Here is a 14,402-nt window from a genome sequence, read left to right on the forward strand (position 1 = left end):
TAAACACCTCCGCATAAAGTTGAACAGCCATTCGCTGTCCGTTATTTAAGATTTCCGAAAATGGGCGGGGGCATTCGTCCTAGTGACGGTATAATGAAGTTGTATACTTAGGGTTATGATGCTTTGGCAAAAGAGATGGATTAGGCTGCACAAGAATGGAAGAGAAGGGATAGAGCACACCCTTAGCACGGAGTAGAGCTCCTGCGTTATAATGAAAAGGAAAAAGACATAAGTTCAAGTAAAAAAGGGTGAAGCTGCATGGACATTTTTGATGCTATAAAAACAAGAAGAAGTATCGGGAAAGTGAAAGATGAACCCGTACCGAAAGAAGATCTCGAAAAAATCCTGGAAGCCGGAACGTACGCGCCAAATCATCACCGCACAAATCCCTGGCGTTTCTTTGTCCTGACAGGAGAGGGAAGGAACCGATTCGGGGAACATCTTGCCAGTGTTTCCAAGCTTTCAATGAAAGAGCCGCTTTCTGAAGAAGATATTCAAAAGCTTGAAAAGACGAAGAAAAAACCGCTTCGCGCACCGGTCATTATTGCGGTTGGCGTGGAGCCTGATGACGGTCTGAAAATCATTCGCGAGGAAGAAGTGGCTGCGGTCAGTGCGGCCATTCAAAACATGCTTTTGGCTGCTCATGCATTGGGCCTTGGTGCCGTTTGGCGAACGGGAGCCATTTGCTATCATGAAAAAATGAAGGATTTTTTCCAACTCTCTGCCAAAGGGGAGATGGCGGGCTTCATTTATTTGGGATACCCGGAGATTAACCCAACAAATATGAAAAAGCAACATTTCAACGAAGTTACGCAATGGATCAATTAGTTTTCGGGGCGAAGAGACGCTAATCAATGTCTCTTCGTTTTTTTATGGTGTGAAATGGGGTAAAGGTATCTGTATATCGAAATCCAGTTTGCAAGAAAGGATGATTATTGATGAAAAAAAGAAAGCTTGGCAGTCAGGGTCTTGAAGTATCGGCACTCGGTTTAGGATGTATGGGAATGTCGGATTTTTACAGCGGTCAAGACGATCAGGAATCGGTGCGCACCATTCACCGTGCCCTGGAACTTGGCGTTAATTTTCTCGATACGGCTGACATGTACGGTGTGGGGAAAAACGAAGAGCTGGTTGGCAACGCCATAAGAGACCGCCGGCAGGATGTGATTCTAGCCACAAAATTCGGAAACGTCAGAGGAGAGGATGGTTCATTTTTAGGCATTAATGGCCATCCCAAATATGTAAAGGAAGCGTGTGAAAAGAGCTTAAGGCGGCTTGGAACTGAATATATTGACCTTTATTATCAGCATCGGGTGGACCCGGGAGTGCCGATTGAAGAAACGGTCGGTGCGATGGGTATGCTCGTCCAGGAAGGCAAGGTCCGGTTTCTTGGTCTTTCAGAGGCGGGTCCGGAAACAATCAGGCGTGCCCACGACGTTCATCCCATTACAGCACTTCAAACCGAATATTCATTATGGAGCAGAGATGTGGAGGATCAAAATCTTCCCGCCGTGCGCGAGCTCGGAATCGGTTTTGTGCCTTACAGCCCGCTTGGCCGCGGGTTTTTGACAGGTCAGATACAAACCTTTGATGATTTGGCGGAAGATGATTACCGACGCAATTCCCCCCGTTTTCAGGGAGAGAATTTCCAAAAAAATCTCGACCTTGTTCAAAAGATAAAGGAAATTGCCAAAGAAAAAGAATGTACGGCTTCACAGCTTGCACTTGCCTGGCTGCTGGCGCAGGGAGAAGACATTGTGCCGATTCCGGGAACAAAGAGAACCAAGTATTTGGAAGAAAATATAGATGCCCTTGAAGTTCAACTCACTCAAGAGGATACCAGACGAATCAATGAGGTAGCCCCAAAAGGAGCGGCTGCGGGGGAGCGCTATCCGGCAGAAGGCATGAAAAGTGTAAATATTTAATGGTAATCAGGAACTCTCGCATAGGGAGTTCCTTTTTCAGTGAAACAACGATGCCGCTCGCCATGCAAAATCAGCAGCGTGCCGCGGGTAGTGCGTCCGCATTGCTTGGTTTATTGCCGTTTATTTTAGGCGGAGCTGCAGCGCCCCTTGTAGGGCTGTCGCCAGGCATCCTGAATTATCCATCGCTGCTGTTATTGCGGTATTTGACGTTAACAAAAGGTATATCCAAAAAAGCATAAGAATTTAAAAAAGCTATTCCTTCATCAGGAGTGGCTTTTTTTCTCGTACAGATTCACGGTTCCGTGCTGTTTAATAAATAAAACATGATCTCCCTGTTCCACCGAAAGAAAATCCGGGTAAGATACCGAAAGATTTTCGCCTGAAGAGAGGCGGAGCATATAACGGGGCTGGGTTTGAACGTTCATTCCCCGGTCAACCGCAATTACAGTATAGTCCTTTTGCAGGACGCGGCCTTCCACTTTTGAAAGGGAGAGCTCCTGATCTATATAACCTGCCCATGCGGCGTAGAGAAAAAAGAGAGCTGAGGCCCAGGTGAGAAGAGTTTTTGTTGGGCTCATGATTTCACCTCCGGTATTAGTATGTCCTATACCCGAATTCCAACTAAAGTGCACAAACAATAAAGGACTTTATGAGTAATTTTTTGAATAATCGGTTAATTGATTGAATTTTAAAAGTAAAAGAGTATACTGTAATTAATCTAACATACCGACCGGTTAGTAAGTGAAAAGGAGATGAAGTACATGGATTTTTCGTATTCTGATCGTGTCAACGGCCTGCGTAAACGAATTGCAGATTTTATGGAGCAGCATGTGTATCCGAATGAACAACTTTATGAGGAACAACTTAATCAGCAGGAAAGCCGGTGGAGCGATGTTCCTCCGATTATGGAAGAGCTGAAAGAGAAAGCAAAAAAAGAAGGTCTCTGGAATCTTTTTCTCCCTGAAAGTGAATATGGCGCAGGGTTGAACAATCAGGAGTATGCTCCGCTTTGTGAAATTATGGGTCGTTCGTTAATTGGGCCCGAAGTGTTCAACTGCAATGCACCCGATACTGGAAACATGGAGGTGCTCGAGCGCTATGGAACCGAGCAACAAAAAGAACAATGGCTCAAACCGCTGTTGGATGGGAAAATCCGTTCCTGTTTTTCGATGACCGAGCCTGATGTAGCCTCATCGGACGCAACCAATATTGAGGCGCGCATTGAAAAAGATGGTGATGAGTATGTGATCAATGGCCGCAAATGGTGGTCCTCGGGAGCAGGGGATCCACGCTGTAAAATATCCATCGTGATGGGAAAGACAAATCCATCCGCGAACCGTCATGAACAGCAATCGATGATTTTGGTGCCGCTTGATACCCCTGGGGTAAAAATCGAGCGTCTGCTGCCGGTTTTTGGCTATGATCATGCGCCTCACGGACACGCTGAAATTACTTTTGAGAACGTCAGAGTTCCGTCAGAAAACATACTTTTGGGAGAAGGAAAGGGATTTGCGATTGCCCAGGGAAGACTGGGCCCGGGGAGAATTCACCACTGCATGCGTCTTATTGGTGCGGCAGAACGTGCGCTTGAGGAATTGTGTAAGCGTGTTCAAAACCGCAAAGCTTTTGGCAAGCCGATAGCAGGTCAAGGAGTGGTTCGTGAATGGATCGCAAATTCACGGATTGAAATCGAACAAGCGCGGCTTTTAACCCTAAAAGCGGCATATATGATGGACACGGTGGGCAATAAAGCGGCGAAAGCGGAAATTGCGATGATTAAAGTCGTTGCTCCATCCATGGCTCTTCGTGTCATCGACCGTGCGATCCAGGCTTTTGGGGGCGCTGGAGTTTCCAATGATGTGACGCTTGCCGCACAATGGGCCAACGCCCGGACCCTTCGTCTTGCCGATGGACCGGACGAGGTACACCGAGCACAGCTGGCAAAACTTGAACTAAGGAAATATGAAGAACAATTGGTCTTTTAGGAGGTGAAACCATGAATGTCATGAAGCTTTTTGACCTGACAGGCAAAACCGCCATTGTCACAGGCGGCGGCAGAGGCCTGGGTCAGCAGATTGCCGAAGCCCTGGCCGAAGCAGGAGCAAACGTGGTGCTATGTTCAAGAAAAGTGGAGGCATGCCAGGAAATCGCCGGGAAGCTGGCCGCCGGCCTGGGTGTACGTACGCTTGCATTGCCGTGTGACATCACCAATCCGGATGATGTAAAAAACGTGGTGAGCGAAACCATCAGCACCTTCGGAACCATTGATATTTTAGTAAACAACAGCGGAGCCACCTGGGGAGCTCCTGTTGCGGAAATGCCATACGAAGCCTGGAAAAAAGTCATCGATGTGAATGTCACAGGGACCTTCCTTATGAGCCAGGAGGCTGGTAAAAAGATGATTGAACAAAAATCCGGCAAAGTTATCAATATTTCATCCGTTGCGGGCCTCGGCGGCACCGATCCCCGCTTCATGGATACTATTGGCTACAACACAAGCAAGGGAGCAGTTATAACCTTTACAAAAGACCTGGCTGTGAAATGGGGACAGCACAATATCAATGTGAATGCCATCGCTCCGGGCTTTTTTCCAACCAAAATGTCAAAGGTACTGATGGAACACGGTAAGGATGCCATATTGGGAGGAACACCGCTTAATCGGTTTGGTAATGCAGATGACCTGAAAGGGGCAGCTCTGTTTCTTGCTTCCGGCGCTTCCAATTACATTACAGGGGATGTATTGATTATAGACGGCGGAGCTCATGCCATGTAGGTTAACGTAATGAATTCCATTTTATCTTCTGGAGGGTGAATAATGAGTGAGGTAAATACCTGGAAAAGCCATTATCCCAAAACCATTCAGCCAGAGATTCAGATTCCCGAGTATACCATTCCACAGCTTCTTGAACATACAGCAGAAAAGTATCCCGACAATATTGCCTTGTCCTTTTATGGTCATAAATCTACCTATAAAGAGCTGCAGAATCTTGTGCACCGTTTCGCTTCAGCCCTGCAAAAGGAAGGATTGAAGGAGGGGGACAGGGTGGCCGTCATGCTGCCAAACTGCCCGCAATATACCATTGCCTATTACGGAATCCTTGCCGCAGGCGGCATTGTCACACAGGTGAATCCGATGCTTGTTGAACGGGAATTGCTGCATATTATCGAAGACAGCGGTGCGGAGATGATGATTGTCTATGAACCGCTTGTTGACCAGGTCAACAAGGTTGAACAGTTGTTTTCGCTAAAAACGGTAATTTCGGTAAGTTTTGATCATCAGCCAAATCTGCAAGATGTTCCCTCTTTCTATCAATTTTTGCAAAAAGGGGATCTCCCATTTCAAAGAATTCCCGTTTCTCCAGATGAAACAGCGGTTTTACAGTATACAGGCGGGACGACAGGAAGGTCCAAGGGGGCCATGCTGACCCATCGCAACCTCGTCGCCAATGTACTGCAATCGTATGAGTTTTTTAAACTTACTATGGAAATCGGCAAGGAAAAGTATTTAACGGTCATTCCTCTTTTTCATGTGTTTGGAATGACTTCCTGTATGAACATGGCCGTATACACAGCATCCGAGAGTATCCTGCTTCCAAGGTTTGATCTGGAGGAAGTGCTGGAAACAATCAAAAATGAGCAGCCTACTGTCTTTCCCGGTGTGCCGACCATGTACGTGGCCATCACCAATCATCCCCTGGCCGAAAACTATTCGATTGACTCTATTAAAGTATGCAACAGCGGAAGTGCCCCCATGCCGGTGGAATTGCTTCAGGAGTTTGAGAGAAAAACAGGTTCGGCTATTTTGGAAGGCTACGGGTTGTCGGAAGCGTCACCAACAACGCATTGCAATCCTCTCTTTGCCGACAGGAAAGCAGGGAGTGTGGGAATCGGGCTGCCTTCAACAGACTATCGGGTGGTAGATCTGGGTTCGGGAACCAAGGAGGTAGAAACCGGTGAACTCGGTGAGCTGATTATCAAAGGCCCGCAAGTTATGAAAGGGTATTGGAACATGCCGGAAGAAACCGAGCATGCCCTGCGGGATGGGTGGCTGTATACAGGGGATATCGCCAAAATCGACGAAGATGGCTACGTTTATATTATGGACCGTAAAAAGGACTTGATTATTGCGAGCGGTTACAATGTGTATCCCCGAGAGGTTGAAGAAGTCCTTTATGAACATCCTGCGGTCAGGGAAGTTGTGGTGATTGGCGTTCCCGATCCATACCGGGGCGAAGAAGTGAAGGCGATTCTTGTACTGAAAGAAGGAAGAGGCGCGACAGAAGAAGATATCTTCCATTATTGCAAACAAAACCTGTCCGCCTATAAAGTTCCTCATCTCTTCGAGTTCAGAAGTGAGCTTCCCAAAACGAATGTGGGAAAAATCTTACGAAGAGCTCTTCGGGATGAAGCAAGAATTCAAGCAAATCAATAAGAACAGGAGATGAAAAATAAGAGAACAAAGCAGGATGCCTAATTTTTTCTGTAAACAAAAAAGATTGTGAGGATACGAACATGAAAGAAAAAATTACTGAATGCAGCATCTCTTTATTTGAGAAAAATGGATTCAGTGAAACATCCATCCAGGATATCGTGGATGCGCTTGGCGTAACAAAAGGAACGTTTTACTATTATTTTTCCAGCAAAGAGGAACTGCTGATGAACATTCACAATGGGTATATTGATGAACTGTTGTTTCAGCAAGGGAAAATTCTCGAAGATTCTTCAATGACGAGTAAACAAAAGCTGTTTGAAATGGTGTATACCTTGATCGGCAGTATCAGACAGGCAGGCGCGAGCGCCAAGGTGTTTTTTCGGGAAATCAAAAACCTGAATGAAGAACGACTTTCCCAAATTGTGCCTAAGCGGGACCGCTTCCGCTTTAATCTTGAAAAGCTTATAGAGGAAGGGATCATACGCGGGGAATTTCGCGGAGATCTGAATCCGTCCATCGTCACATTCGGAGTACTTGGTGCGGCCAATTGGAGCTACCAATGGTATAACCCGGACGGGGAGCTGTCTGAAAAAGAAGTGGCTGGAATTTTTGTTGAAATGATGCTCAACGGCATTGCCAATCAATAATACAGGATTACAAGGAGGGCTAAAAAATGAGAGTGGAAGATTTGCAGCAAATTACCGTGTTGGGAGCCGGCCAGATGGGGCACCAGATTGCCATGCTCTGTGCGCTTGGAGGATTTGAAACCGTGATTCAGGATATCAATGAACCAGCCCTTAAGTCAGCGGAAAGCAAACTGCATGACATTATGGACCGCTGGGTATCCAAGGGACGATTGTCAGCAGAAGAGAAGGAGAGTGCGTTCAAAAGGCTGCGATTTACAAGCAATTTTGAAGATGCCGTCAGAAATACCGATTTTGTTATCGAAGCGGTAGTGGAAAAATTGGAGGTCAAACGGGATGTGTTTGCCCGGCTGGATGAATTGGCTCCGCCTCATGCCGTCTTTGCCTCCAACAGCTCGACGATCGTCAACAGTCTGGTCGCGTCTGAAACCGGCCGTCCGGATAAAGTTGTAAACATGCACTTTTTCTTTCCACCACTTGTGATGGATTGCGTGGAAGTAGTAATGAGCGAGAAAACGTCAGAAGAAACTGCCCGGCTTGCCATGGATATTTGCAAAAAGATCAACCGCACAGCGGTATTGCTCAAAAAAGAGATATCCGGTTTCATCGCCAACCGGATTTTGGGTGCTTTACAAAAAGAGGCTCTGAATTTGTATGAACAGGGAATCGCGGATTTTAAGGACATTGACATCATCTGCCGAAAGGCGCTTAACCATCCGATCGGGCCGTTTGAATTAATGGACCTGTCGGGGATTGACGTTGGATATTACGTATCCGAGCAGCGTTATAAGGAAACAGGTAACCCGGAGGACAAGCCGGCTGCCTGCATCGAGGAAAAGGTGAAGCAAGGGCATTTGGGCAGAAAAACAGGACAAGGCTGGTACACATACAAAAAAGAAGGAGTGAAATCATAATGGGAAAATTCCTTGATGTCGTGAAAGAAAATGCGGTGGCGGTTATCACCATTCAAAATCCGCCTCTGAATGTTTTGAGTAAAGCAGTTTTTCAGGAACTGGATGATGTGTTCATGGAATTGGAACAAGATCCAGAAACGGTAGCTGTAATAGTAACTGGAGCCGGAGAGAAGGCCTTTGTTGCAGGAGCAGATATTAAAGAATTTCCACAGTTGATGGGTAATCCGGACATGAAGAGCTATGTTATGGATGTTCATATGATTCTAAACCGGATTGATTTCTTTCCTAAGCCAACGATTGCGGTATTGAACGGCCTGACGTTTGGCGGCGGGTGTGAACTGGCACTTGCCTGTGATATGAGAATTGCTGAAGAGCATGCACAGATCGGTCTGCCTGAAGTGACGCTCGGATTGTTTCCTGGAGGAGGGGGAACACAGCGGCTTCCGCGTCTCGTAGGCGTAGCAAGAGCAAAGGAAATGATGTTTACCGGTGAACCTGTTACGTCGGAGACGGCTCTCGGAATCGGACTTGTCAATCATGTTGTTCCATCCGGCGAGGGGCTCAATGAGTCGAAAAAGCTTGCTGCCAAGATTACACGCCATTCACTGCAGGCCTTATCGAGAATCAAGCGGTCCGTGGATGAAGGGTTGGAAAAACCATTAACTGAAGGCATTGAGCTGGAAGCTTCTCTTTTTCAGGAAGTGTTTCAGACAGAAGACATCAAAGAAGGGGTGCAAGCCTTTTTTGAGAAGCGAAAACCCGCATTTATGCATCGTTAAGAAGCACACAAATAAGGAGAGAACGGTATGCATACCATTGATCTGACTGTACGCTTTTGTGAAACGGACGCTTTAGGCCACGTTAATAATACCAGTTATTTTATTTACCTTGAGGAGGCCAGAGTAAAGTTCTTTGAATCTCTCGGTTTTGGGGTCAGTACGGATGAATGGAATTTCATTCTCGCCTCCACCACGTGTGATTTTAAGACACAAGGATATTTCAACGATAAGCTCACCGTTGATACCAGTGTTTCCTCTGTCGGCAATAAGAGCTTTGTTCTCACGCATGAAGTCCGGAGAAAAGAGACGAAGGAACTGGTCGCCAAAGGGAGCGCCACCCTTGTATACTTCGATTTTAAAGCCCAAACGACAGAAATCATTCCCGATGAATTGCGCGCGGCCCTGACCCGTCATGCAGCGAGGCTGCCGGTTGAATCGGAATCTTAATTCATTTTCGGATTGAGGAGGGAAACACATGAGTCAGGATACGATCGCGGTCAGAAGTGGAGAAGAGCTCGATACAGGAACACTTGAGCGGTTCCTTCACCGGTCGTTACACGATCTGCCGGAGGAGCCTTTGGAAATACAGCAATTTTCCGGGGGACATTCCAATTTAACCTATCAGCTGAAAATGGGAAGCTGGGAAGCGGTTCTGCGGCGGCCGCCCCTTGGTCCTGTTGCGCCAAAAGCGCATGACATGGAACGGGAATACAGAATTTTGTCTGTAATCCATGAACTTTATTCTCCAGCGCCGAAGCCCCTTCTTTTTTCAAAAGGAGAGGAAGTGATCGGAAAACCATTCTTTCTTATGGAAAGAAAGCGCGGGATTGTAGTGGATTCGGCTTTTCCGGAAGATGTGAATGCCACAGAAAGCTTATGTACACATATTTCCCAAGAAATGGTGAGGCAGCTTGTCCGGCTGCACAGCATTGATTATACAAAAACAGAGCTGATAAACATCAGCAAGCCGGAGGGTTTTATGGAACGGCAGGTACACGGGTGGATCTCCCGATATGAACGTTCAAAAACAGAGGATATTCCCAAAGTGGATCACCTTACACGGTGGCTCGCTTCCCACATTCCGGACAACACTGAAGCCTGTTTGATTCACTATGATTATAAACTAAACAACAGCATGTTTGACGCAAACCTTAATGAAATGACCGGTTTGTTTGACTGGGAGATGAGCACGGTTGGCGATCCGCTCGCTGATCTTGGCGTTGCTTTGAGCTACTGGATGGAAGCAGATGACCCAGAGCTTTTAAAAACAGGGCTTGGAAAACCTTCCGTTACGGTCATGAAAGGCTTTTATTCCAGGAATCAGTTTATTGAGGATTATGCGAGTCTAAGCGGCAGAGATGTCAGCTCGATTTCTTTTTACCTGACCTTTGCCTATTTCAAGCTGGCCGTCATCTGCCAGCAGATTTATTACCGTTATCGTAAAGGACAGACCCGTGACTCCCGCTTTTCCGGTTTTCACCATTTTGTAAAAAGCTTGATACTGCACGCATCAGATACGGCGTTTCGGAATTAGGGTTGAATTAAAAAGCGTGTGATACAAGAGGTGAAAAGATGAAGGTACATGTGCTGTTAACAAAGGAAGAAATCAATGCAGAGAGGTTAAGAGAGAATGGAAAAGTGGCGGTTGTACTTGATGTGCTTCTCGCCACAACAACCATCATTTCTGCCTTGAACGAAGGCGCAAAGGAAGTTATTCCTGTTATGGATGAAAATGAAGCGTTTTCTCTCTCTCAATCTCTCAAACACGAAAACTTCATATTAGCTGGAGAACGTGACGCCCGACCGATTGAACACTTTCACTATCCAAGCCCGACCATGCTTTCTCCGCTCGTTCTGGGCAAATCTCTGATTCTCTCTACAACCAACGGAACGATTGCGCTTAAGAAAGCGGAATCAGCGGAGTTTGTTTATATTTCATCTCTTCTCAACAATAAAAGAACGGCACAGCAGCTCCTGGACTGTCACCAGGAAAGCACGATTGTGATTATTTGTTCAGGCAATGCAGGGGAGGTCAGTCTTGAAGACGTGTACGGAGCCGGACACCTTATCCACTCCTTATTGGACCTCTCGCAAAAGAGCTTAAATATGAGTGATGCCGCCAAAATGGCCTATTATTTGTTTTTGGGAAACCCGTACAAAGCCTCTGAACTGTTGTCCTCTTCCTCTGTGGGGAAACTTTTTGAAAGGCACGGACTGTTTGACGATCTGCAGCTTGCTGCCACTGCAAATACAGTATCGGTATTGGCGGTGATGAAAAACGGGACTGCCCTGCTGGAAGAGGAGCATGCTTCTCAATCCGAGATTAGAAAAGTGAGGGATATATGATGGAAGGTATCCGAACGAGAATCAAAGGATCGCAATTTTTGTTAAAGGGGATGGAGTCGCAAGACATTTTTACCCCCGAAGACTTTTCCGGTGAGCACCGGATGATTGAGAAGACCGCCCGGCAATTTATTGAAAAAGAAGTGGAACCTTTCCGGGATCCTATTGAAAAGCAAGATTTTAAAAAAATCATCTCTCTACTGAAAAAAGCTGGGGATCTTGGCCTTCTTGCCCACAGTATACCGGAAAGCTATGGTGGTCTTGGACTGGATAAAATCAGCAAGGGCATTGTAGGGGAGGCGATCGGCCACTCCAGCGGCTATGGTGTGGCCCATTCCAATCACACGTGCATTGCGACGCTGCCGATTACTTATTTTGGCACACCGGAGCAGAAGGAAAAGTATCTTCCGAAAATGGCATCCGGTGAATACATCGGTGCCTATTGCCTTACTGAACCAAACGCCGGTTCCGATGCGCTGGCCGCCAAGACAACCGCTGTTCTTAATGAGGAAGGTACTCATTACATCCTGAACGGAACAAAAATTTATATTACAAATGCGGCATTTTCCGATACGTTTATCGTTTATGCGAAAGTAGATGGAGAGAGGTTCACAGCCTTTATTGTTGAGAAAAGTTTCCCCGGATTGTCACTTGGTCCGGAAGAAAACAAAATGGGAATCAAAGGCTCGTCCACCCGTTCGGTCATTTTTGAAGATTGCCGGGTTCCTGCAGAAAATCTTCTTGGTGAAGTAGGAAAAGGTCATGTCATCGCCTTGAACGTATTAAATCTGGGACGATTTAATCTTGGATCGGCGTGCATGGGTGCAGCCAAACACGGTTTGAAAAAAGCGGTCCATTTTGTTCAGGAACGCAAACAGTTTAAACAGCGTATCGCCGATTTTGCGGCCAGCAAAGAAAAAATTGCCAAGCTTGCCGCCCGGCTTTATGCTGCAGAATCACTGCAATACCGAACCGCCCATCTGCTCGAAGATGCGCTTGGGAGCCTTGATGAACATGCGGATTTAAAAACAGTGGGAACCGCGATGAGCGAGTATGCCACGGAATGTGCCATCTGCAAAGTGTACGGGTCGGAAACTCTCGATGTGACGGCAGACGAAGCCTTGCAGCTGCATGGCGGAGCAGGGTTCATTCAGGAATATGGCATGGAACAGCTGTACAGGGATTCCAGGATCAACCGGATATTTGAAGGGACCAATGAGATTAACCGCCTGCTGATCCCTACCCACTTTTTTAGAAAGGCAATGAAGGGCGAGGTGGATTTAGAATCAGCTCTCCGAGAGGCTGCTAGTTATCTGGAGAAGGAGAACGATGATGAGAAAGACGATATGCAAAAAAGCGTGGAAACACTTCGGCACCTGTATCTTCTTTCAGCCGGACTGGCCTACAAGCGTTTCGGTGAAAAGCTTATGCATGAGCAGGAAATTTTGATGATGCTGGCCGATCTCGCCATTCTCACCTATGCAGCAGAGTCTGCAATTCTTCGCACCATGAAGGAAGCAAAGCAGAACGGGGAAGAACATGCATCTCTTAAAATCGCTCTGTCACAGACTCTGCTTGATGAAAGCTTGTGGGAAGCTGAAAAGCTAACACGGAAACTGATTCTGGAACTGGCCGAGGGAGAAAAAGCACAGCAGCTGCACTTGCTTGTTGTTCAATCGTGTAACCGCTGTCATTCTTATGGTCAAGGAATAAAACGCAACCGGATGATTGCCGAAAAACTATATGATGCCAATGGCTATATTTGCTAAAGGAGACAAACAATGAAATTTGGAGGTTCGATTGCACTTGTAACAGGGGCAGGAAGCGGTATTGGAAGAGCAGCAGCGATCAAACTGGCAGAAGGCGGAGCTACGGTTCTCCTTGTTGGAAGAACGGTGTCCAAACTGGAAGCTGCCGCTTCAGAAATCAGCAAAATAAGCGGAGCCCAGAAGCCGGAAATCTCTTCTGCCGACGTAACGAAAGAAGAAGATGTGGAAAAACTGGCAGAATATGTGAAAACTCGTTTCGGTGATCTGCACATTCTTGTGAACAATGCCGGCGGCAGCAGCCAGACGTCCATCCTGAACACACCAGTCATTGAATGGGATTACGTGCAAAGCGCGAACTTAAAAAGTGTCTTTCTCGTTTCGCGCATTCTTGGCAAAGTGATGATCAAAGGTGTAAAAACGGAAAACGAACACAAAGCCAACCGTGCCATTGTGAATATTGCCAGCTTATCAGGGCATCAGGCTGGCGCACATATCCCCCATTACAGTGCGGCCAAAGCAGGGGTGATCAATTTTACAAGAGCACTCGCATTGGAGCTTTCCCCTTACAGTATACGGGTGAACTCGGTATCACCAGGATTTATCGAGACACCACTGACCGAGGAAGGACTCGAAAACGAACAATTCGTCAAAGCGATTGAAAAAAATACGGCATTGCGAAGGATCGGCAAGCCCGAGGAGATTGCGAACATCATCTCTTTTCTCGCGAGCAGTGAGGCTTCCTATATGACCGGATCGGATGTTCTGGCCGACGGCGGCTGGCTTATTAAATAAAACATGGCAGGAGGAATTTGTATGGAACAAGATCATCTAGTAATTGAAGCGGAAGGCCCGATTTTAACACTAACACTAAACCGTCCGGAACGCTTGAATTCATTCAGTGAGGAAATGATTACAAGTTTGACAGAAGCTCTGAGAGAGGCTCAGAATTCTGGTGAAATTAAGGTGATTATCCTGAAAGGAGCCGGCCGTTCGTTCAGTGCGGGCGGAGACGTAAAAACGATGGGACAGGCTACACCACAGGATGTTTATGAACATATTGGTAAGCTGAACCGGTGTATTTTAACTATGAAAGAAACCGAGATTCCGATCATTGCGGCTGTGCATGGCTTTGCGGCAGGAGCCGGATTTAATCTCGCGATGGCGTGCGATTTGATCGTTGCAGCCGAGAACAGCAAATTTGCGCTCAGCTTTTCACAGGTGGGTTTGATTTCGGATGGAGGAGGATCTTACTTTTTGCCAAAACTGATCGGTCCTCACCTTGCCAAGCAGTTCTTTTTCAGCGCAGAGCCGATTCCTGCCGAACGGCTTTATCAGCTAGGGGTGATCAACTATTTGTCGCCGCTTGAGCGAATAGAAGAGGAAGTGGGTCAACTGGCAGCAAAACTTGCCAACGGTCCGGTTGGAGCGTATGGAAAAATGAAAAAGCTGATTGATGCTTCTTATCAGTCTACCCTTGAGGAGGTGCTGGAGCAGGAACGGCTGAACCAAACGCTGATGATCACAACAGAGGACCATCAGGAAGGCATTTCGGCCTTCAAAGAAAAAAGGCAGCCTGTATTTACCGGCAAATAGATG

At 46.8% G+C, this 14,402-nt stretch carries 16 protein-coding genes; 15 read left to right on the top strand and 1 reads right to left on the bottom strand.

Annotated elements, in window-relative coordinates; all coding sequences use genetic code 11:
* Nucleotides 1-258 precede the first annotated feature (258 nt).
* The 3 genes from AS030_RS07585 (at nucleotide 259) to AS030_RS07595 (ending at nucleotide 2,164) form a co-directional block, all read left to right on the top strand.
* Nucleotides 259-828 (top strand): nitroreductase family protein, encoded by a 570-nt coding sequence (locus AS030_RS07585; RefSeq protein WP_061970105.1) that lies wholly within the window; start codon nucleotides 259-261, stop codon nucleotides 826-828.
* A gap of 110 nt (nucleotides 829-938) precedes the next feature.
* Nucleotides 939-1,925 (top strand): aldo/keto reductase, encoded by a 987-nt coding sequence (locus AS030_RS07590; protein WP_061970108.1) that lies wholly within the window; start codon nucleotides 939-941, stop codon nucleotides 1,923-1,925.
* Nucleotides 1,925-2,164, top strand: a complete 240-nt coding sequence (locus AS030_RS07595; protein ID WP_061970110.1) for a hypothetical protein — start codon at nucleotides 1,925-1,927, stop codon at nucleotides 2,162-2,164. The genes AS030_RS07590 and AS030_RS07595 overlap by 1 nt, the downstream gene beginning before the upstream one ends.
* Before the next feature lie 24 nt (nucleotides 2,165-2,188).
* Here the strand turns inward: AS030_RS07595 and AS030_RS07600 are convergent, their stop codons facing one another.
* A complete protein-coding gene (locus AS030_RS07600; protein WP_061970113.1) occupies nucleotides 2,189-2,503 on the bottom strand; it encodes a hypothetical protein in 315 nt (104 codons plus the stop codon).
* Nucleotides 2,504-2,686: 183 nt separating this feature from the next.
* Between AS030_RS07600 and AS030_RS07605 the strand changes: the two genes are divergently transcribed.
* The 12 genes from AS030_RS07605 to AS030_RS07660 all read left to right on the top strand — a co-directional run bounded on the left by AS030_RS07605 (nucleotide 2,687) and on the right by AS030_RS07660 (nucleotide 14,399).
* Nucleotides 2,687-3,910 carry an acyl-CoA dehydrogenase family protein gene (locus AS030_RS07605; RefSeq protein WP_061970121.1) on the top strand — a complete coding sequence of 408 codons (1,224 nt, stop codon included), beginning with the start codon at nucleotides 2,687-2,689 and terminating at the stop codon, nucleotides 3,908-3,910.
* An 11-nt stretch (nucleotides 3,911-3,921) separates the two neighbouring features.
* The gene (locus AS030_RS07610) at nucleotides 3,922-4,698 is read left to right on the top strand and encodes an SDR family oxidoreductase (protein ID WP_061970124.1); all 777 of its coding nucleotides are present in this window, start codon (nucleotides 3,922-3,924) and stop codon (nucleotides 4,696-4,698) included.
* 42 nt (nucleotides 4,699-4,740) lie between these two features.
* Nucleotides 4,741-6,357 (top strand): long-chain-fatty-acid--CoA ligase, encoded by a 1,617-nt coding sequence (locus AS030_RS07615; protein ID WP_061970126.1) that lies wholly within the window; start codon nucleotides 4,741-4,743, stop codon nucleotides 6,355-6,357.
* Nucleotides 6,358-6,437: 80 nt separating this feature from the next.
* Nucleotides 6,438-7,004: a TetR/AcrR family transcriptional regulator gene (locus AS030_RS07620; RefSeq protein ID WP_061970129.1), complete on the top strand. Its 567-nt coding sequence runs from the start codon at nucleotides 6,438-6,440 to the stop codon at nucleotides 7,002-7,004.
* Nucleotides 7,005-7,030: 26 nt separating this feature from the next.
* Nucleotides 7,031-7,915, top strand: coding sequence for a 3-hydroxyacyl-CoA dehydrogenase family protein (locus tag AS030_RS07625; protein WP_061970131.1), 885 nt, complete (start codon nucleotides 7,031-7,033; stop codon nucleotides 7,913-7,915).
* The gene (locus AS030_RS07630) at nucleotides 7,915-8,694 is read left to right on the top strand and encodes an enoyl-CoA hydratase (RefSeq protein WP_061970133.1); all 780 of its coding nucleotides are present in this window, start codon (nucleotides 7,915-7,917) and stop codon (nucleotides 8,692-8,694) included. Before AS030_RS07625 ends, AS030_RS07630 begins: the two co-directional genes overlap by 1 nt.
* A gap of 27 nt (nucleotides 8,695-8,721) precedes the next feature.
* Nucleotides 8,722-9,141, top strand: a complete 420-nt coding sequence (locus AS030_RS07635) for an acyl-CoA thioesterase (protein ID WP_061970135.1) — start codon at nucleotides 8,722-8,724, stop codon at nucleotides 9,139-9,141.
* 28 nt (nucleotides 9,142-9,169) lie between these two features.
* Nucleotides 9,170-10,228 (top strand): phosphotransferase family protein, encoded by a 1,059-nt coding sequence (locus AS030_RS07640; RefSeq protein WP_061970138.1) that lies wholly within the window; start codon nucleotides 9,170-9,172, stop codon nucleotides 10,226-10,228.
* Nucleotides 10,229-10,266: 38 nt separating this feature from the next.
* Nucleotides 10,267-11,040 carry a 2-phosphosulfolactate phosphatase gene (locus AS030_RS07645; protein WP_061970141.1) on the top strand — a complete coding sequence of 258 codons (774 nt, stop codon included), beginning with the start codon at nucleotides 10,267-10,269 and terminating at the stop codon, nucleotides 11,038-11,040.
* The gene (locus AS030_RS07650; protein ID WP_061970144.1) at nucleotides 11,040-12,806 is read left to right on the top strand and encodes an acyl-CoA dehydrogenase family protein; all 1,767 of its coding nucleotides are present in this window, start codon (nucleotides 11,040-11,042) and stop codon (nucleotides 12,804-12,806) included. Before AS030_RS07645 ends, AS030_RS07650 begins: the two co-directional genes overlap by 1 nt.
* A 12-nt stretch (nucleotides 12,807-12,818) precedes the next feature.
* Nucleotides 12,819-13,598 (top strand): SDR family NAD(P)-dependent oxidoreductase, encoded by a 780-nt coding sequence (locus tag AS030_RS07655; protein ID WP_061970146.1) that lies wholly within the window; start codon nucleotides 12,819-12,821, stop codon nucleotides 13,596-13,598.
* A 21-nt stretch (nucleotides 13,599-13,619) separates the two neighbouring features.
* The gene (locus tag AS030_RS07660; RefSeq protein WP_061970148.1) at nucleotides 13,620-14,399 is read left to right on the top strand and encodes an enoyl-CoA hydratase/isomerase family protein; all 780 of its coding nucleotides are present in this window, start codon (nucleotides 13,620-13,622) and stop codon (nucleotides 14,397-14,399) included.
* Nucleotides 14,400-14,402: the final 3 nt, after the last annotated feature.

Source organism: Fictibacillus enclensis (assembly GCF_001457035.1).
Classification (GTDB): domain Bacteria; phylum Bacillota; class Bacilli; order Bacillales; family Fictibacillaceae; genus Fictibacillus_C; species Fictibacillus_C enclensis.